This is a genomic window from Dyadobacter sp. SRI_021 (assembly GCF_057586235.1).
Genome location: NZ_JBYCZM010000001.1, coordinates 625,991 through 645,797, shown reverse-complemented (window position 1 = coordinate 645,797; position 19,807 = coordinate 625,991). Strand labels below are relative to the sequence as shown.

Here is a 19,807-nt window from a genome sequence, read left to right as displayed (position 1 = left end):
AAATCTAAGAATGAAAGATGTCCTCAGGCAAGCACATGTCCCTATTCAGCCATTCATTCATTCGGTCATTAAATCAATTATTCGGTCATTCAGTCATTCAATCATTCAAAATTCAATCATTCAACGCGTCATAAACCAGCAATTGATTTTTCGAAATAATCGCTTCGCCGGGCTTCAAACCATCGCGTACGTACGTCGTGTTCGCGAGGGAACGGTAGACGTCCACAGGGCGCGTTTCGATTTTGGTGCGGCTGTGGTAGACCATTACCCAGTTCTTGCTGCGGTCGAAAATGACCGCTTGCGATGGGATCGCCTGCATTTGCTCGCCTTCCTCGAAGTTGAGCGTGACGGTCGCGTGCATTTCCGGTTTGAGTTTGAAACCTACATTCTGCAACTGTATGCGGATTTTCATGGCCTTGGTATCAGGGTCCAGGACATTGTAGATCTTATCGACCTTCCCTTTGAATACCTCGTCCGAAAAGCTGATCGTGCGCACTTCCGCAGGCATACCCAGCTTCACACGCGGGATGTCGCTCTCATTCACATTGGCCATGACCCACACATCGGCGATCTGGCCGACTGTGAACAGGCTTTCGGAGTTATCCGAGCGGAGCTGCATGCCGCGGTTCACGTTTTTGTCGATAATGAAGCCATTGATCGGCGATTTTACCGTATAGTTGGTGGATTTACCTAAACCATAGATCGAGAAAACCTCTTTCATACGGTTCAGCTCTGCCTGTGCTTTATCCACGATCTGACGCGCAGAGATCACATCCCGTTCGGGTACCAATTTGCTTTCGAACAAATCCTCGGTCGAGGACAGGTTTTTCTGTGCGATGAGCAAATCCGATTGTGCCTGGATCATTTGCCGCTCGAAATCGGCCACTTCACCGGAACGGATCGTGGCCAGTTTCTGGCCTTTGCGGACATTATCGCCGAGCTCCACATCTACTTCATCCACATTGCCACCTACCAGCGGATACACTTTAATGACCTGATTTTCGTCAGGGACTACTTTACCCACCAGCGTGAGCTCGTTACGGACCGGCTCGGTGCGTACCGTGTCGATTTTAATGCGGCTCATCATCGTATCTGACAGCATAAATGCCTTCGATTCGTCGTTTTCGGTCTTCTTTTTTTCGCAGGAGGTCAGCCATACGCCCACAGCGGCCAGCACGACAACATACAGTGAATTTTTCATTGGGAAATGCATTAATGGCAATGCCGTGAATAAGTTATGTTCAGTTTGAATGGTTAGTTGAATAGCTCTTCGCCAACGACGTAGTTCAGCTCCTCGTAGACCTTGATGCGGTCGGCTTGGAGGCGGTTATATTCCTTGATGCTCTCGTTGTAGGTCTCGATGAAGTCGATGAATTCCAGCAGGGAGATGTTCCTTTTCTGAAAGTTGTCGTAGATACCGTTGCTCAGGAGCTGGAACTGGTCGGTGAACTGGCCTTCGACACTTTGGAAAGCCTTGTCGGCAATACCCACTTTTTGAACGGCGGCATCGACCTCGTTGCTTACCGCATTCTGTTTGGCATTTTCAGCGGTTTTATAGTAGCTGATGCTGCTTTTTGCTGCGCGGATATTACCCTGGTTTCGGTTAAAGAAGGGCAACGCAATGGACGCATTCACGCCGAAGTAGTTGTTCTGGTAATTGCTGGCCTGGTCGTATACGGCGCCTACCTGCACATCCGGTTTGGCCAAAGCTTTTTGTAATGTGTAATTCAATTCTGCCTGCTTCGTCTCCGATTGCGCCACTTTTAAATCCGCACGGCTTTGCAATGCCTTTTCTTTCAATGCAGCCACATTGTAGCGATCGAGGTGATAGCGCTGGATTTCGGTGCTGTCTACGAGCGATTTGACCGGCCGGTCGGTACTCAGCAAAGTGCGGAGATCGCGCTGGTTTTCCTGCAATTCAAAAAGGATATTGGCCCGCTCATTGGTCAACTCGAAGAGCAGCGCTTTGAGGCGTACCACTTCTTTAAGTGAGATATTCTTGCGGTTATATTCTTTGTCGAATGCATTGACGGTCGTGGTAAGCGTTCCGATCTGATTGTCGTACAGTGCGATCGTCCGTTCGAGGTAATACGATTCGAAGAAGATTTGCCGCAGCTCGAATTTCAATGTGCGGATGAGGTTGTAGAACTGAAATTCGGTTTTACGGGTCGACTCCATGTCCAGCGCCACCTGCTTGTTGCGCTTGCCCGCGCGTGTGATAAGCTGCTGGATCGTGAATGCTTTCTGGCCGTTCCTGCCCACGTCGAGCGCGCCGCGCGAAGGATTATAGGCACTGATTTCGACGCCGAAAGTGGGGTTGTTCCAAAGCTTATCCTGGATTTCGATCGACTTCGCAATGTCGATCTGGTACTTTTCGGCCAGGATTTCAAGATTGTTTTGCAAAAACAGGCTGTCGGCCTGCCGGATCGAGAGCCGCAGCGTATCTTGTGCGTGTAAGGCGGTTGTCAAGAGTACTAAGAGCCCGGTGAGGTAGGTTCGCATAATTTCCGTGTTAGAATGTGCGATATTCCGACACCGGTATTACACCAGCCTTAAAATAACCTTAGAAAAAAATTAGAATGACCGGCGCGTCAGATGTGGTGCAGCTGGACCTGAAATTCGCTGCCGTTGCCGATTTCGCTGGTTACGGAAATGGTGCCATGGTGCAACTCCACGATCCGCTGGCAAATGGAAAGCCCGATCCCGAATCCGGGAAGTTCAGTCGCATTGGACGACCTGAAAAACGGATTGAAAATATGCGGAAGGTCCTCTTCACTGATCCCTATGCCTCGGTCGCGGACTTTTACAATGCATGATTTATCGTCGGAGGAGATCAGTATCTGCGCGCTATGGTCGGACGAGTACTTGCAGGCATTGTCGAGCAGGTTAGTGAGCACTCTTTTGAGCAATTCCTCATTGCCTTCGATCACGGTTTGATTTTCATTCTCGGGAATGGTCTCGTAGTCGATTACCACATTGTAATCGGGGTGGGAAGAGAGCAACTCCTCTTTGGCCAGAAACGCGAGATCCTCGATATGGATATGCGTCATTTTCATGTTGCCCATATTCTCGTACGAGCGCGCGAGGAAAAGCAGGTTGTTGGTAATGCTGATCAGTCGCTCTGTATCCGAAAACAGGTTCGCAAAGACCTCTTCAATTTCAGGATTATCCTTGTTGAACCGCTGTCCGAGCTGGATTTCGGATTTCAAAGCCGCTAACGGCGTCCGGAGCTCATGAGAGGCGTGGGATACGAAGCTTTTTTGTTGCTCAAATGCCTTGTTGAGCCGGTAAAGTACTGTATTAAAGTTAATCGCAAGCTGAGCGATTTCATCCTTTCGGTTCCCCTCGTCGAGCTTTTGGGACAAATTCTGGGCCGTAATGAGCGATACCTGTGCATTGATCCGACTAATGGGTTTCAATGCATTGCCCGCAAAATAAATTCCCAGTCCGATCGTCACCGCGATTCCCGCCAGCAACCCCCAGCCCAGTGTGCTTCTCAGATTTTGCAGCTTGCTATGCCCGAAAGTATCGTAAGCCGACGCTAGTACTACCAGCGGTTCATCGCCTTCCTGGTAGAGCAGCCCGATCACCTCGTTCTCGCCCTGGTGAAACTCCATGTACTGTTTCTCGCGCACTTCATTCAGCAGCGATGTGTGGTAAGTAAGTAGCTTGTCGTCGACGCTGGAATAGATCAGCTCGTTTCTGGGATCGAAAATCAGCACTTTTTCGTCCAGCATTTCCGAAAGCGTGTTCTGGTCGATGGCTTTGAGCAGGTCCTTATCAATCCCTTTCACCTTCACGAGCAGACGGCAGGTCGTACGTGCGCGGCTGCGCAGGCGATCGTAAAATTCTTCCTGGCGGTAATGTTCCGAGACACTGTAAATGGCAATGGAAAACAACAGCAGCACCCCCGCTACCAGGAGCGTGAATTGGAGGGCGATGCGGTCTTTAATCTTCATGGGAGGTTATTCTTCTTTCATAATGTAACCCATGCCCGGTCGGGTGTGGATGAGCTTGGTAGGAAAGTCCTTGTCGACTTTTTTTCGCAAATAATTGATGTATACCTCCACGACATTAGTGCCGGGGTCGAAATTGAGGTGCCATACGTGTTCCGCCAGGTCCATTTTGGAGACTACGCGCCCGCGGTGCAGCAGGAAATATTCCAGCAATGCAAATTCCTTGGCTGTGAGGTCGATGATGTTGCCTCCCCGCTTCACCTGCTTGGTGCCGAGGTTCATTTCCAGGTCGGCGATGCGCAGAATTTTGTCGGAAGTTTCGGGATTCAAAAGGTCGGACACGCGTAATGCCGCATTCACCCTGGCGAGTAACTCCCTGAAGTCGAATGGTTTCACAATGTAATCGTCCGCGCCGCTGTTCAGACCTTCCACCTTATCCTCGATTTCCCCGAAAGCCGTCAGCATGATAATGGGCAGCGACGGTTTGTAGATCCTGATCTGCTGACAAACGTCGTAGCCCTTCATACCTGGCAGATTTACGTCCAGCAACACCAGGTCAAACTTCTTTTCTAGGGCCATTTGCTTGCCCGTAATGCCGTCATAAGCAATCTCCGCCTCGAAATTCTCGGCGGCCAGTCCGCGGAAAATATTCTGCGCGATCCTGCGGTCATCCTCAACGATCAGGATTTTTTTCATGTTTATTCCAAAAAAGGGAGAGGTCAAGTTACGAAAGTGCTGAAAAACGCCAAAAACAACCGGCAGATAATCTGAAGCCCTGAAATGTCAGGAAACGGCTTTTTCCACAATTTCCTTCACTTCCGGTTCGGCGGGCGACTGGAAAACGATGCCGTGATCGAGGGAATGCATAATCGCCTTGTTGCTGTGTGCGAAGTAGCAGGTATCGATACCTAAGTCCTGGATGTTTTTCAGCAATGCCGTGGCGTCGGGCTTAGCCCGCCGGCGCGTCTGGCGCATGTACACCGCGCGGATGCTTTGCGGGAACGTGCGGCAAATTTCTTCGTAAATCTCCGGGTCTTTCTGGGAATCGTCGCCCAGTAATATGAACTGCAATTCGGGGTAAAAATTGATGATATTGTGGATTTTCCGCAACTTGTGCTCATGGGATCCGCTGCCCGTCATCACAAAGTCGTCCAGGCCCGATTTGATTTTTTTTAGTTTTAAAACAGCTTTGGGCAGCCCATTGAGCTCCGCGAACCGGACAATCATGTCATACAAATTCCACTCACTGCTCGACACATAAAAGAAGATGTTGCTATCCTTATGCGGGTGCGTGCGGCTCGCGAACGAAAGCAGCTGGTAATGCTTCACCACGTCGTCGAAGGGCTTGCGCGCCTGCACGTTTTTGGATAGTAAAACAAATAACTTCTTGAAGGAACGGCGACTATGCGAGATCAGGAATGTGTCATCGATGTCAGAAATGATGCCGTAAGAGCTTTTGTAAGGCATGAAAAACTCCTCCGAGCTCTCGGCGTGGTACTTTTTGCCATTCATTTCGTCGTCCAGCGTTACACGGTAGGTATGCCAGCCGCCCGGCATTTCGGCATCAAGCGGCACCTGGAAGCGGAAATAGCCGTCGGCTTCGGCGGTCGTTTCAAAGGTCTTTTCTCCCAAATGCAGGATAATCTTCAAAAACGGAATAGTTTTAATGGAGAAGAGCTCGATGATGGTTTTGGCGTAGCGAAAGCCACGTCGGGTATATTTCCGGTCACCGGAAGGGTATTTTTTTACCACATGACCAAACACAACGAGTTCCTTTTTGTTGGCATAGCCACGGTATAATTTTAAGTCACAACGTTTCATAACTATCTTTATCCTCCACGACATCAGGTCCCTAATTTATCGAATATGTCTTCACAACCGAAAGTTTTGCTGGTAGTAAATCCCATTTCCGGGGACGTGAACAAGGACGTAATTTTTGAAAGGGTTATTGAAAAATCGGAAGCCGAGGGCTATGATTTGCGCATTTACACCACCACCGGCGACGACGATCAGCAGACCATCCGTGAAATGGTTGAAAATATCAGGCCGGAGCGTGTGCTGGTAGCAGGCGGCGACGGTACTATTTCCATGGTCGCTCAGGCACTACACGGTACCGATGCGATTCTATGCATTATCCCGGCCGGTTCTGCTAATGGCCTTTCCGTGGATTTCGGCCTATCCGGCTCCATTGATCAGGCGTTGGAAGTGGCATTCGGAGGTACAGTTTCTACGATAGATGCTGTATCAATTAATGGCGAAATCAGTCTGCATCTGGCAGATATCGGGTTAAATGCATTGCTGGTTAAAAACTATGAGGACAGCGACACTCGAGGCAAACTCGGCTACGCCCGGGAAATGCTGCGCACGCTGAGCGAGCACGAAAACTTCGATGTAAGAATTACAACCGGCGATGAAGTCCTTGAAACCGAAGCTTTGATCGTAATCATTGCCAATGCTAAGAAGTACGGCACAGGTGTGAGTATCAATCCGATAGGGGATATGTGCGACGGTTTTTTCGAGCTGGTGATTGCTAAAAAGCTGGATTTCATTGAAACCGCTAAAATCCTCGCCGGCAGCACCGACTTCAACCCTGAGATCATGAAAGTCATTTCCGTAGAAAAGGCGAAGATCGAATGCGTGCAGAAAGCAGCACATTTCCAGATCGACGGGGAATATAAGGGGCTTGTGAAAGATTTGGAAGCGGTGATATTGAAGGAGTATGTGAAAGTGGCTATTCCGGAAGGTTTGCGGGAAACGAACGTATAGCGACGAAAGCGCTGCCCGGAGAGGCTTCCAGTTTATAGGAATCACGAATACTACAAACCACATTTTGGTTCCGGAGGGGCCTCCTGTGAAACAATATAGGATACCCCGCTGGGGGTGCGAACATCTTCAACATCGTATTTTGCCAGAAACAGGATGGCCCTCCGGGCCAATTATGGGCGTATTGTAACAGTATTCTCTTCGCATGACATGCTTTTCTGACCAAACTGCATTCCTATGAAAATCGCATATACCATTCTTTTCAGCATTCTCGGTTTCACATCGGCCGTGCAGGCGGAACAAACCGAACTCTGCCAGGGCGCCTATTTTACCGAAGAACAAGGGAAGGAATTCCTCGAAAAACATGTCCCGACTTCCCGGGTAGAATGGGAAGCCCGCGCCGCGCAAATCCGCCAGCAGATCCGCAACGGCATGGATTTGCAGACATTGCCGGAAAAGCCGGGCTCGAAACCCATCATTCATTCCAAAAAGCAAATGGATGGCTATACCATCGAAAATGTCGCATTCGAAAGTATGCCCGGCATCTACGTAACGGGAAATTTATACAGACCATTGAAGCAGCAGAAATCCTACGCTGCCATCCTCGCGCCGCACGGGCATGGGGAGAACCCGCATGGGCGCTTCCGCGAGCAAACGCAGAAGCGCTGCGCCACGCTCGCACGTATGGGCGCGATCGTGTTCGTGTGGGACATGATTGGGCAGGGTGATGCCAGACAATGTGAGCACAAAATGGCCAAAGCACTGAAATTGCAGACGATCAACAGCATCCGCTCGCTGGATTTCCTGCTATCCCTTCCCGGCGTGGATCCGAATCGCGTGGCGTGCACGGGTGAATCGGGTGGGGGAACACAGACGTTCCTGCTCACGGCATTGGATAACCGTGTGAAGGTGTCAGTACCTGTGGTGATGGTTTCCGCCTATTTCTTCGGTGGCTGCGTGTGCGAAAGTGGTCTGCCTATCCACAAAAAGGGTGAATATCAAACCAATAATGTAGAAATAGCCGCATTAGCAGCCCCACGCCCGATGATCATGATCTCTGATGGCGGCGATTGGACGAAGAATACGCCGGAAGTAGAATATCCCTTCATGCAAAAAATCTATTCGCTTTATAACAAAAAAGATAACCTCGAAGCCGTGCATTTGGCCAATGAAAAACACGACTATGGTCCATCCAAGCGAAAAGCAATGTATGCGTTCATGGCCAAACATCTGAAACTCGATTTGAAAGCTGTGACGAATAAAGACGGCCAAATTGACGAGGAACCGGCCAAAGTACTCGAACAGAAAGACCTGGCCGTTTTCGACGCCAGCCATCCACGCCCGGCCAATGCGGTAATGGGCGACGAAGCGGTGCTTAAACTTCTGTAAGCATGATATTCGTCATCGTACTGGCTGCCATTGCGTTTATTGTTCTGAGTTCCACGGTATTGAAAATGCATCCACTCGTTGGGTTGCTGCTGGCGGCGCTGGGCGTCGGTGTTTTCGCAGGCTTGCCAATTGATAAACTGGCTGAGACGATTGGTAAAGGCTTTGGAGAACTAATGTCCAAAATAGGATTGATGGTGATCCTCGGCTGCGTGATAGGCGCCATTCTCGACAAATCCGGTGCGGCCATTAAAGTGGCGGATGTGATTTTGAAATTGTTCGGAGAAAAGCGGCCCGCATTTGCGATGTCGGTGATTGGCGGGATCGTAGGCATACCGGTTTTTTGCGACTCGGGGTTTATTATTTTGCATAAACTTAATCAGATCGTCGCGAAGAGAACCGGTAAGCCGCTTGCAACTATTGCATTATCACTCTCCGGCGGGCTTTTTGCGACGCATACATTAGTCCCGCCAACGCCCGGTCCATTGTCCGCCGCCGGTAATCTCGGCATTCCGGATTCTATCGGACTAGTCATTATCATTGGACTCACTGTGTCCATTCCCAGTCTGTTCTTATCCACCTGGTTTGCCGGGAAATACGCTAAAAATGTAAAACTGATTGAAGACGCAGCCGTGGAAGAGCCGCAAATGATCCAGGAGCAGCTGCTACCTCCCGCGTGGAAGGCATTTACGCCCATTGTGCTGCCGATATTACTCATTACCCTGGCCTCGTTTGCCAAAATCCTGCATTTCCCGGAAGAATTTACGCGCTGGCTGAGCTTTCTCGGCAGCCCGCTGGTTTCGTTCCTGCTGGCGATATTTTTCAGCTATTCGCTGTTTCCCGAAAATGCCTCACAACGCATGATGGCTTGCTTCAAAAGTGGTATCGAGCATTGCGGCACCACGCTCGTGCTTGTGGGCGCGGGAGGTGCATTCGGTGCGATTTTGAAGGAAACTTCTTTGAAGGATATGGTGAGCGAATGGCTGTTGCACAATGAAATGTCGGGAGGGTACCTGTTGGTGATCGCCTTTCTGATCGCCGTTTTTTTCAAAACTGCCCAGGGCTCGACGACCTCAGCCATGGTACTTACCACGAGCATCCTGGCGCCATTACTGGCATCGCTCGGTTTTGTAGCGCCCGTTCAAATAACATTGGTCGTAATGGCCGTCGGCAGCGGCGCGATGGTCGTTTCGCATACAAACGATGCCTGGTTCTGGGTCGTATCGCAGTTTACCGGCATTTCGGCTAAGGATACCTACCGTACGCATACGATTCTGACAGGCTTGCAGGGCGTTGCGAGTTTTGCGGTGACAATGGTTTTGTATTTCCTTATCGGGTAGGGGAGGCGTCAGATATTGCCAGGCGGTCAGGTATTGTCAGATATTGTTTTTCTTTCGACGTTGACAACTCTGCCCGTGCTCTGTATTACAAATCTTGCGGTGCTCTGCACCTTGGGGCGATTAATTAACGATTGTTAGTTCTACAAATCTTACGGTGCTCTGCACCTTGGCGCTTCCATATACCTCATTCGGTCAGCTACAAATACTACGCTGTGCTACACCTTTCGATTTAATTAGCAAAGGGCGGAGTGCGTCGCAATATTTGCAAGATTGGACGTGGTATATTAAAGCGTAAACGTAAAGGTGCAGCGCACCGTAAGATTTGTAGGTTTGTAGATAAGCATGGAAAGGTTTGTCGGAACATACCCCGCATTACAAATCTTGCGGTGCTGCGCCTTTCAATTTAATTAGCAAAGGCCAGAATGCCGCAATATTTGCAAGATTGGGCGTGGTATATTAAAGCGTAGACGTAAAGGTGCAGCGCACCGTAAGATTTGTAGATTTGTAGATAAGCATGGAAAGGTTTGTACGGAACGTACCCGCATATTTCCATAGTTGACCAGGCAGATAAAACGAATGTCACCCTGAGCGCAGCCGAAGGGTATTTGCATCACGCATTTACCCATCGATGGCGCTCAGGGTGACATTAACGTTTTAATATTACGTCAGCCCTGAGGCAGTTTCTTAAACGCCCAGCTCAGCCAACACCTCAGAAACCTTAGCAGCAGCTTCTTTGAATTCGATCGCTGAATATACTTTCAGACCGGATTCGTTGATGATGCGTGCGCCTTCTTCTGCGTTGGTTCCTTGCAGACGAACGATGATAGGCACAGGGATTTCGCCGATGGCTTTGTAAGCCTCAACCACACCCGCAGCAACACGGTCGCAGCGAACGATACCGCCGAAGATGTTGATCAGGATCGCTTTTACGTTCGGGTCTTTGAGGATGATACGGAAACCTGCTTCTACGGTACGTGCGTTTGCGCCGCCGCCTACGTCGAGGAAGTTGGCAGGCTCACCGCCCGAAAGTTTAATCAAGTCCATGGTGGCCATTGCAAGACCGGCTCCGTTTACCATACAGCCTACGTTTCCGTCCAGTTTCACGTAGTTCAGGTTGTTGGCACCGGCTTCTACTTCCAAAGGATCTTCTTCGTTGGTGTCGCGCATTTCGGCCAGTTCAGGGTGACGGTACAATGCATTGTCGTCCAGATCCACCTTGGCATCTACGGCGAGGATTTTGTTATCGGATGTTTTCAAAACCGGGTTGATTTCGAACATCGACGAGTCGCTTTCCACGTAAGCTTTGTATAATGCGGAAATGAATTTCACCATTTCTTTGAATGCATCACCTTCCAGACCCAGGGCAAATGCCACTTTACGTGCCTGGAACGGCTGCAATCCAACCTTAGGATCGATCCATTCTTTGATGATTTTCTCAGGGGTGTGTTCTGCCACTTCTTCGATGTCCATACCGCCTTCGGTGCTGGCCATGATCACGTTGCAGTTTCTGCCGCGATCCAACAGGATCGACAGGTAATATTCTTTCGGCTCGGTAGGGCCTGGGTAGTATACGTCTTCTGCAATCAGGACTTTGTTTACTCGCTTGCCTTCTGCACCGGTTTGGTGCGTTACCAATACTTTACCCAGGATGTTGTTGGAGATGGTCCTGACATCTTCAACCGACTTAGCCAACGCCACACCGCGCTGCTCGCTGCCGACGATACGGCCTTTGCCACGGCCACCTGCGTGGATCTGGGATTTTACAACATACCACTTGGTGCCTGTCTGCTGGCTGAGCTCACGTGCAACTTCTACCGCCTTATCCGGAGTGTCGGCTACGAGGCCTTCCTGAATACGCACACCGTATTTTTTAAGAACGCTTTTGCCTTGATATTCGTGAATATTCATGAGTATAAAAGTAAATTGGTATTTTCACGGCAAATTAAGGAATTAATCAAAACGGGCGAGTTTTCGGCGCAATTATCTTTTCAATATGGAGCTACTTCGGGCGAGCGGGATCAGACGTACTTACGGTTCATTGCAGGTTTTAAAAGGCATTGATCTGGAAGTGAAAAAAGGAGAGGTAGTAGCCATTGTCGGGCCGTCGGGTGCAGGCAAAAGCACCTTCCTTCACATCCTCGGAACGCTCGACCGGCCGGAACATGGCGAAGTGTTTATTGAAGGTATTAACGTGTTTACACAGAAGGATAAAGAGCTCGCGCGCTTCCGCAACGAGAAGATCGGTTTCATTTTCCAATTCCATAACCTGCTTGCGGAATTCACGGCTTTGGAAAACGTTTGTATGCCGGGTTATATCAATGGTAATGTCAATGAAAAGGACATTCAGGCCCGCGCGAAAGAGTTGCTGGAACTGCTGGGCCTTGGCGGACGGATGGACCATTTGCCTTCCCAGCTCTCCGGAGGTGAACAGCAGCGCGTGGCCGTCGCCCGTGCATTGTTGAACCGGCCGGCCATTGTGCTAGCGGACGAGCCAAGCGGTAACCTCGATTCGCATAATGCATTGGATTTGCATCAGTTGTTTTTCAAACTGCGGGACGAAACGGGGCAGACTTTTGTCATTGTGACGCACAACGAAGAGCTGGCCGAAATGGCGGATAGGAGATTGGTCATGCAGGACGGGTTAATGGTCCAGCATTTGGCATAAATCATTTCAATACCACAAAAAACCGGCTGCCAGTTACCTGACAGCCGGTTTTTATATGTTCCGAAGAAACGGAGGTCGATTACATCATGCCGCCCATTCCGCCGCCGTGGCTGTGGCCACCTGCTGCAGGAGCTTCTTCTGGTTCGTCGGCGATAACGCATTCTGTTGTCAACAACAGACCAGCGATAGATGCTGCGTTTTCGAGTGCCAGACGAGATACTTTCTTAGGATCGATGATACCAGCTTCCAAAAGATCCTGGTAGGTGTTGTCTTTCGCGTTGTAACCGAAAGCACCTGAACCATCTTTCACTTTGTTGATCACAACTGAAGGCTCGCCACCCGCGTTAGAAACGATCGTACGCAATGGAGCTTCAAGCGCCGTGCGGATGATGTTAATACCGGTTGTTTCATCTTCGTTTGAACCTTTCAGATTGTCAAGAGAAGCAGTTGCGCGGATGAACGCTACACCACCACCTGCAACGATACCTTCTTCCACCGCAGCGCGTGTTGCGTGAAGGGCGTCATCAACGCGGTCTTTTTTCTCTTTCATTTCAACCTCGGTAGCAGCACCGATGTAAAGGATAGCTACGCCGCCAGACAATTTGGCGAGACGCTCCTGAAGTTTTTCGCGATCGTAGTCAGATGTAGTGTTTTCGATCTGCGCTTTGATTTGGTTAACACGTGCCTGGATGTCTTCAGATGCGCCGCTTCCGTTAACCAAAGTGGTGTTGTCTTTGTCGATAATCGCTTTTTCGCAAGTACCGAGGTAATCCAAAGTAGCGTTTTCCAGTTTGAAACCACGCTCTTCGCTGATAACGGTACCGCCGGTAATGATAGCGATATCTTCCAGCATTGCCTTACGACGGTCACCGAAACCAGGAGCTTTAACAGCTGCTACTTTCAATGCACCACGGATTTTGTTTACTACCAATGTAGCCAGTGCTTCTCCATCAACGTCTTCTGCAAGGATTAGCAAAGGACGGCCGGTTTGTGCAACTGCTTCCAACACAGGAAGAAGTTCTTTCATAGAAGAAACTTTCTTCTCAGAGATCAGGATGAACGGACGTTCCAGTTCAGCTTCCATTTTCTCGGTGTTGGTTACGAAGTATGGAGACAGGTAACCACGGTCGAACTGCATACCTTCCACAGTTTTAACTTCTGTTTCAGTTCCGCGAGCCTCTTCAACGGTGATAACGCCTTCTTTACCTACTTTTTCCATCGCTTCGGCGATCATGTTACCGATCTCCTCGTCATGGTTGGCAGAGATAGTTGCAACCTGAGCGATTTCTTTGGAAGTAGAGATGTTTTTCTTTTGGCCTTCCAGATCTTTCACGATAGTAGCAACGGCTTTGTCGATACCACGTTTCAAATCCATTGGGTTAGCGCCAGCAGCTACGTTTTTCACACCGATCGAGTAGATCGCCTGTGCCAATACGGTAGCAGTAGTAGTACCATCACCCGCTGAATCAGCAGTTTTCGATGCTACTTCTTTCACCAGCTGAGCTCCCATGTTTTCGATAGGATCTTTCAGGTCGATTTCTTTGGCAACAGTAACACCATCCTTTGTGATGCTTGGAGAACCGAACTTCTTGTCGATCACCACGTTACGGCCACGTGGGCCCAATGTAACCTTAACGGCGTCAGCCAGGGTGTCCACACCGCGCTTTACTTTATCGCGTGCTTCTGTGTCAAAAAATATTTTCTTAGACATAATTGTTAATAATTTGAACTTTAAGAGAAACTATTGAATCTGAGTGTTTTAGATTAACCTACGATGGCGTAGATATCCGACTCGCGCATAATCAGGACGTCTTTTCCTTCATATGCCAATTCAGTGCCTGAATACTTACCGTACAAAACGGTATCTCCAACTTTTACTGTAAGCGGCTCGTCTTTTTTACCGGGGCCTACTGCCAGTACGGTACCACGCTGCGGCTTTTCTTTTGCAGTATCAGGGATAATGATACCAAATGCTGTTTTTTCTTCGGCTGGGGCAGGTTCGATCAGAACGCGGTCAGCTAGCGGTTGTACATTCACTTGTATTTCTGCTAAAGTTGACATAAATATTAAACGTTTATTTTAATTGTCAGTAATGATTAGACTCCATCCCGGATAGCACAATCTATGCCAGGTGTCCCTGCTCTGACATTTTTTCCGGGTAGTGTGACAAATTTGTACTCCTGGGTGGCGTTATAGTACTATAATGTCATTTGTGTGTCAGAAATGCTGAAATCTTGCTTTCAGCGAGGGAATTCACTAAATTTTATCGACACCAAATTGAAAAACCCTATGTCAGAACTTGATAAAAACTGGCTTACCGAAGGAATTTTTGATTTTGAATACAAGAAATATGTGCTGATGGCGTACTTCCAGCACGTTCGGGACCAGTTCACACACAACCGGTTGCATCCTTGTCTGCCAGAATTGAAGCTGCACCTTGACACTTGTGTCAGCATCCAGAATAATAAAAGCAGGATCAGGACCAGTTTACCCAAAAATCTGACAGGTATCGACGTCAAGACCTGGCAGTTGCAGTACGAGGAGACGCACCAGGACGATTCATTCATGTCCGACCTGAATTATATCCTCGATTTCGCCATTCCGCGTTTTTCCAAATCCATTGAAGAGGGCTCGGAACGCTTTTCAGAAGTCGAAGAGAATGTGAAAGTTTCGCCCGTAGGCATTGTGCCACTGCACTTGCAGGAAGGTTACCTGCTGTTTTTGCATACGTTTCAGCCGCTGGTGAGTATTTTTCAGTATCAGCTCGCATTGTACAATGCATTGAAGGAGCGTTACCTGAAAACTGTCTACGTCGACACCGTCCGCATTGGCATCGGAAACACGGTCTCTCAGATTAAGGTCGACCTTACGAAAAGGAATCGGGAGATGCCGAACCCGGCGACGTACGTAGTGGAATCCAAATACGACTATCCTTTGCAGGAAACGCTGTTGCCAGTGGCGGAGCGGCTGATGCTGCGGGAGATTAATGTTGCTTAAATGTGCCTTTAAACAAGGGAGCAAAAAAAATCCTGCGATGTTCGTCGCAGGATTTTCTTTTCAGGCCATGCCCGCTTATTTCTTAGCAGTGTCGGCAGGTGTAGCAGCTGGTGTTTTAGTGCCGGCAGGAACAGCCTCGCCTGCCGCGGGTGCGGCGCCTTCCGTTGCAGCGGGTGCCGGAGCGATTTTACCGCCTGGTACTACTGCATTCTGAGCTCTTTCCACGTTCACACTGTTGATACCGGCGCCGGCGTTAGAACCGCCCACCATAATATAAGAAGCCAGTGAAATGATGATCACCGCGCTTGCCAGACCCCACGTGATTTGTTCGAGTAGATCGGTAGTTTTTTTAACACCAAACATTTGGGTAGTTCCTGCGCCGCTAAATTCGCTTGAAAGCCCTCCACCTTTTGAATTTTGGACCAAAACGACCAAAATCAACAATACTGCAACAATGGCAACCAGAATAATTAAACCCAAATACATGTTTTAAAGAATTTTGAATGACTGAATTTTGAATGACTGAATGTGTGTGAATGTGCAATCAATGAACTACTACCTGACCTAATGACTTCCTGACCTAATGACTTTGAACTCACTAAGACCGGGCGTATAATTCACTCAATTTTTTCGCAAAGTAATTCCTTTTTTCCGGTTTTTTCAAAATCAATTTTTGATAGACATCTATTGCCCTTTCAATTTTGCCCTGCCGGATGAGGATGTTGGCAAACGCTTCGGTTTCAATGCTTCCTTCTGTTCCACCGGCTAACCGGCTGCTGAGATCTATATTGATAGGTTCCAGATTGTTGTCCTGGCGGGTAATGCGCGGATTCTTTTTCATGAAACCCTGGATGATCTGCTGCTGGCGGCGCTGCTCTTCGGTGCGCTGCAATTCGGCAGAAGCCTGCTGCTCAACAGTACTAATTAAAATGTCGTCGCTATCGAGTGGTTCGGGCGTTACCTGGGGTTCAAGAATGTCGTCAACGTCCACAGTAGCGTCATAGCGCTCATTGTCGCTCTCCACGAGTTGCTGCAAGGCCACGCGGCTGAGTGCGTAGGCGGCGGCGCGGGGGCGGGTTTCTTCCAGCTTTTCGGTACCGGCGAGGCTCGATGCCTTGGCGAGCATCGAGTAGGGGATCTGGCAATACGGAAATGCCTTGATCGTGGCTTCCAGCTGCGGGATCACATCTGCCGTAATCAAGCCTGGGTTTTTCACCAGTTGATCAAATGTTTCCTTATCGATGAGCGCCATATTCCGGGTTGTATTGAAAAAATTGAGTTGTTGAAATTGAAAGTTGCGGCAAGGCTTTTCCTACCAGTCGGCTGCCGATTTATTAAAGATCTGCTGCACAAGGTTTTCACGAATGGTCGGCAGTAATCGCGCTTCGTTTTGATTAAGTGTCTGATCCTGAGGAAAATCTGCATAATACGTAAACGACTGATCAAAGTTCTTGGTCTCGTCCTTCGCGTTGGTATAACGCACTTGCACAGTCACGTTTAGCCGGTTCAGGCCTGCCTGGTCATTTGCTGTCGGTGCCGCGGGAGTCACGTCATAGCCGGTAATGGAACCTTCCAGTACCAGGTCGCCGCCGCCAGGTTGGCTTATGAGGCTGGTGTTTCTCTGGAAATATTCTTTCAAATCTTCCGTCAGTCGCTGTGGCAAATCGCTAGGTCCACCGGCGGTCCCCATGGTGAAGTTCAACACGCTGAATGTCTTGATGTCGGGAGAAAGATTGGTCCCTGTAAATGAATACACCCCACATCCAGACATGAAAACCGGGCAAATCATAAAGACCAGAGCCCATATCTTAACTTTATTCTTCAATGTCGTATTGTTTGATCTTCCTGTATAACGTACGCTCGGAAATGCCCAATGCGTTAGCTGCGTATTTTCGCTTGTTATTGTTTTTGCGAAGCGCCTTGATGATCATTTCTTTCTCCTTGTCTTCCAGAGAGAGCGATTCTTCCTCGGCGGTGACGTGCATCACGTCCTCGATCTCGTCGCGCTCGTCGGAGTAGCGGTCGAGGTCCACCGTGCGTGAAGGCGGCGGCGATAGCAGGCGGGCCGGTTCGATGGTGGGCGTGGTGATAATGGGGTCGGTATTGTTCAGGGAACTGAACAGCTCCTGATGGTCTTTCAGGATTTCACCGCCATATTTTTCATTTTCAAGCACATTTCTGACGAGCTTTTTCAGTTCCGTCATGTCACGCCGCATATCGAAAAGTACTTTGTATAGAAGTTCTCTTTCCGAAAACGATGTGCCATCACCATCGCCGGAACGCAGCGGAACCAGTGCCTTGCGGCTCGACGGCTGCACGGGGTTCAGATAGTGGTTAAGTGTTTCAATGCTGATCGGCAGCTCTTTATCGGTCTCCAGAATCGTAATCTGCTCCGCGATGTTTTTCAACTGGCGGATGTTCCCGGGGAAGGTATATTGAAGCAGAAGGTCACGTGCTTGGTTATCGAGTCTTACAGGTTTGGTACGGTATCGCTCGGAGAAGTCATTGGTAAACTTCCTGAAAAGCAACAGAATATCCTCGCCCCGGTCACGTAAAGGCGGTACGTAAATGGGGACCGTGTTCAAACGGTAATATAAATCTTCCCGGAATTTCCCATTGTTGACTGCATCGAGCAAATTGACATTGGTGGCCGCAACTACACGGACATTTGTCTTCAAAACTTTGGACGAGCCTACGCGGATGTATTCTCCGTTTTCCAAGACACGAAGTAGTCTTGCCTGTGTGCCAAGCGGCATTTCGCCTACTTCATCAAGGAAAATCGTCCCGCTGTTGGTCGTTTCAAAATATCCTTTTCTGGCATCCAATGCGCCGGTAAATGCGCCTTTTTCATGCCCGAACAGTTCTGAATCGATCGTTCCTTCGGGGATTGCGCCGCAGTTGATGGCGATAAACGGCCCATGCTTGCGTGCGCTGAGGCTATGGATGATTTTGGAAAATGATTCTTTTCCGCTGCCGCTTTCACCGGTGATCAAAACCGTGAGGTCCGTCGCTGCGACCTGCACGGCCACATTGATCGCGTGGTTCAGCCCCGACGAGTTGCCGATGATCCCAAAGCGGTTCTTTATTGCTTGTATTTCCGATGAATCCATGAAGTATCTGACGGCTTCCGGCAGCCGGAAGCCTTAGTTAAAGGTCAAAACGGTCTCAAAGAATAAGTCGGGCCATTATCCCAATACGGGCTCGGGCTGCAACACACGTCCCAGAAGGGTGGCGGCGGTGCATTCGGTGATCAGCACGTTGACATATTGGCCCTTTTCAAAGTTTTCGCGAGGGAATACCACCATTTTATTCTGGTCGTTCCGACCGCTGAGGTCGTTCTCCGATTTTTTAGAAGGACCTTCGATCAGCACGCGCTGTACGGTACCTACCAGCCGCTGGTTGCGTTCCAATGAGATAGCGCGCTGCACTTCGATGATTTCTGAAAGCCTTCTTTTCTTGACATCCTCGGGGATATCGTCCTTGAATTTTTTCGCCGCCAATGTTCCCGGTCGTTCCGAATAGGCAAACATATAGCCGAAGTCGAAGTTGGCGTAAGTCAGTAGTGAAAGTGAATCCTGGTGCTCTTCTTCGGTTTCGGTGCAGAAACCTGCGATCATATCGTGCGAAATCCCGCAATCATCACCGAGAATGTGGCGGATAGCGTCAATGCGCTCCATGTACCATTCGCGGGTATAGGTGCGGTTCATCAGTTCCAGCACGCGCGTATTCCCGCTCTGCGCAGGCAGGTGAATGTATTTGCAGATGTTGTCATACTTTTTCATGGTATACAACACCTCATCGGTAATGTCTTTCGGATGCGATGTGCTGAAACGGATGCGGAGTTCAGGGCTTACCTTGGCTACCATTTCGAGCAGGTTTGCGAAGTTGACGACCATTTCACCGGAAATTTCACCTTCAGTATTCACCTCGGGTTTCCATTTGTAGCTGTCGACATTCTGTCCGAGCAGCGTTACCTCGCGGTAGCCGTCGCGGAACAGGCCTTCTGCCTCCTTCACGATCGAGTACGGGTCACGGCTGCGCTCGCGTCCGCGTGTGAAAGGCACGACGCAGAAGCTGCACATATTGTCGCAGCCGCGCATGATCGAAATGAATGCGGTTACACCATTGGAATTCAGTCGTATAGGCGATATGTCAGCGTAAGTCTCTTCTCTCGAAAGGAATACATTGACGCCTTTTTGGCCGGTTTCTGCTTCATCCACCAGTCGGGGTAAATCGCGGTATGCATCCGGCCCGGTTACGATATCGACCATTTTTTCCTCTTCCAGGAATTTGGTTTTAAGGCGTTCGGCCATACAGCCTAATACGCCGATCAGCATGCCGGGCTTATTCTTCTTGATAAAATTGAGCTGTTTCAGGCGATTCCGCACCTTTTGTTCTGCATTGTCGCGGATGGCGCAGGTGTTGAGAAAAATCAGGTCCGCATCATTTACATCCGAAGTTGTTGCGAAACCTGCGTCACGCATGACCGAAGCCACGATTTCACTGTCCGAGAAGTTCATCTGGCAGCCGTAGCTTTCAATAAATAGTCTTTTCTTTCCTGAAAGCGGTTCGTTTTCCGAAACCCGCACTGTTTCACAGGCTTCCTTGTCCGCCTCTGTCAATATTTTTAGTGAATCTGCAATTCTATGCTCCATGAGAAGGAAATTCTTAAACGCTCAAACCACAAATATAGGAAAATT

General features: G+C 49.3%; 18 protein-coding genes. 5 read left to right on the top strand and 13 right to left on the bottom strand.

Annotation, left to right across the window (positions count from 1 at the left end; translation table 11 throughout):
* Positions 1–112: 112 nt before the first annotated feature.
* The 5 genes from AC2YIT_RS02545 to AC2YIT_RS02525 all read right to left on the bottom strand — a co-directional run bounded on the left by AC2YIT_RS02545 (position 113) and on the right by AC2YIT_RS02525 (position 5,777).
* A complete protein-coding gene (locus AC2YIT_RS02545) occupies positions 113–1,201 on the bottom strand; it encodes an efflux RND transporter periplasmic adaptor subunit (RefSeq protein WP_487278143.1) in 1,089 nt (362 codons plus the stop codon).
* Between the two features lie 53 nt (positions 1,202–1,254).
* Positions 1,255–2,502, bottom strand: coding sequence for a TolC family protein (locus AC2YIT_RS02540; RefSeq protein WP_487278142.1), 1,248 nt, complete (start codon positions 2,500–2,502; stop codon positions 1,255–1,257).
* Between the two features lie 89 nt (positions 2,503–2,591).
* Complete coding sequence (locus AC2YIT_RS02535; RefSeq protein ID WP_487278141.1) at positions 2,592–3,959, bottom strand: HAMP domain-containing sensor histidine kinase; 1,368 nt, start codon at positions 3,957–3,959, stop codon at positions 2,592–2,594.
* Between the two features lie 6 nt (positions 3,960–3,965).
* Positions 3,966–4,652, bottom strand: a complete 687-nt coding sequence (locus AC2YIT_RS02530; protein WP_430842757.1) for a response regulator transcription factor — start codon at positions 4,650–4,652, stop codon at positions 3,966–3,968.
* An 87-nt stretch (positions 4,653–4,739) separates the two neighbouring features.
* Positions 4,740–5,777 (bottom strand): App1 family protein phosphatidate phosphatase, encoded by a 1,038-nt coding sequence (locus tag AC2YIT_RS02525; RefSeq protein WP_430842759.1) that lies wholly within the window; start codon positions 5,775–5,777, stop codon positions 4,740–4,742.
* A gap of 45 nt (positions 5,778–5,822) precedes the next feature.
* On the opposite strand from AC2YIT_RS02525, the gene AC2YIT_RS02520 reads away from it, so the two are divergent.
* The 3 genes from AC2YIT_RS02520 to AC2YIT_RS02510 all read left to right on the top strand — a co-directional run bounded on the left by AC2YIT_RS02520 (position 5,823) and on the right by AC2YIT_RS02510 (position 9,445).
* On the top strand, positions 5,823–6,722 hold the full coding sequence (locus AC2YIT_RS02520) for a diacylglycerol/lipid kinase family protein (RefSeq protein WP_487278140.1): 900 nt from the start codon (positions 5,823–5,825) through the stop codon (positions 6,720–6,722).
* A 234-nt stretch (positions 6,723–6,956) separates the two neighbouring features.
* Positions 6,957–8,108: an alpha/beta hydrolase family protein gene (locus AC2YIT_RS02515; RefSeq protein ID WP_487278139.1), complete on the top strand. Its 1,152-nt coding sequence runs from the start codon at positions 6,957–6,959 to the stop codon at positions 8,106–8,108.
* A 2-nt stretch (positions 8,109–8,110) separates the two neighbouring features.
* Positions 8,111–9,445, top strand: coding sequence for a GntP family permease (locus AC2YIT_RS02510; protein ID WP_487278138.1), 1,335 nt, complete (start codon positions 8,111–8,113; stop codon positions 9,443–9,445).
* A 684-nt stretch (positions 9,446–10,129) separates the two neighbouring features.
* Here AC2YIT_RS02510 and sucC read toward each other — a convergent pair.
* A complete protein-coding gene (sucC, locus tag AC2YIT_RS02505; protein WP_430842767.1) occupies positions 10,130–11,353 on the bottom strand; it encodes an ADP-forming succinate--CoA ligase subunit beta in 1,224 nt (407 codons plus the stop codon).
* 85 nt (positions 11,354–11,438) lie between these two features.
* Here sucC and AC2YIT_RS02500 point away from each other — a divergent pair, with 85 nt between their 5' ends.
* Positions 11,439–12,110: an ABC transporter ATP-binding protein gene (locus AC2YIT_RS02500; protein ID WP_430842769.1), complete on the top strand. Its 672-nt coding sequence runs from the start codon at positions 11,439–11,441 to the stop codon at positions 12,108–12,110.
* 79 nt (positions 12,111–12,189) lie between these two features.
* On the opposite strand, the gene groL is transcribed toward AC2YIT_RS02500, so the two are convergent.
* Both groL and AC2YIT_RS02490 read right to left on the bottom strand, forming a co-directional pair.
* A complete protein-coding gene (gene groL, locus AC2YIT_RS02495) occupies positions 12,190–13,821 on the bottom strand; it encodes a chaperonin GroEL (protein WP_430842771.1) in 1,632 nt (543 codons plus the stop codon).
* A 53-nt stretch (positions 13,822–13,874) separates the two neighbouring features.
* The gene (locus tag AC2YIT_RS02490) at positions 13,875–14,171 is read right to left on the bottom strand and encodes a co-chaperone GroES (RefSeq protein ID WP_015812198.1); all 297 of its coding nucleotides are present in this window, start codon (positions 14,169–14,171) and stop codon (positions 13,875–13,877) included.
* Positions 14,172–14,399: 228 nt separating this feature from the next.
* Between AC2YIT_RS02490 and AC2YIT_RS02485 the strand changes: the two genes are divergently transcribed.
* The gene (locus tag AC2YIT_RS02485) at positions 14,400–15,107 is read left to right on the top strand and encodes a hypothetical protein (RefSeq protein ID WP_430842774.1); all 708 of its coding nucleotides are present in this window, start codon (positions 14,400–14,402) and stop codon (positions 15,105–15,107) included.
* 75 nt (positions 15,108–15,182) lie between these two features.
* On the opposite strand, the gene secG is transcribed toward AC2YIT_RS02485, so the two are convergent.
* The 5 genes from secG to miaB all read right to left on the bottom strand — a co-directional run bounded on the left by secG (position 15,183) and on the right by miaB (position 19,762).
* Positions 15,183–15,593 (bottom strand): preprotein translocase subunit SecG, encoded by a 411-nt coding sequence (gene secG, locus AC2YIT_RS02480; protein ID WP_487278137.1) that lies wholly within the window; start codon positions 15,591–15,593, stop codon positions 15,183–15,185.
* Positions 15,594–15,705: 112 nt separating this feature from the next.
* Positions 15,706–16,359, bottom strand: a complete 654-nt coding sequence (locus AC2YIT_RS02475; protein ID WP_430842778.1) for a hypothetical protein — start codon at positions 16,357–16,359, stop codon at positions 15,706–15,708.
* 60 nt (positions 16,360–16,419) lie between these two features.
* Positions 16,420–16,932, bottom strand: coding sequence for an LptE family protein (locus tag AC2YIT_RS02470; RefSeq protein WP_430842780.1), 513 nt, complete (start codon positions 16,930–16,932; stop codon positions 16,420–16,422).
* Positions 16,922–18,217: a sigma-54 interaction domain-containing protein gene (locus AC2YIT_RS02465; RefSeq protein ID WP_487278136.1), complete on the bottom strand. Its 1,296-nt coding sequence runs from the start codon at positions 18,215–18,217 to the stop codon at positions 16,922–16,924. Before AC2YIT_RS02465 ends, AC2YIT_RS02470 begins: the two co-directional genes overlap by 11 nt.
* Positions 18,218–18,292: 75 nt before the next feature.
* On the bottom strand, positions 18,293–19,762 hold the full coding sequence (gene miaB / locus AC2YIT_RS02460; protein ID WP_487278135.1) for a tRNA (N6-isopentenyl adenosine(37)-C2)-methylthiotransferase MiaB: 1,470 nt from the start codon (positions 19,760–19,762) through the stop codon (positions 18,293–18,295).
* Positions 19,763–19,807: the final 45 nt, after the last annotated feature.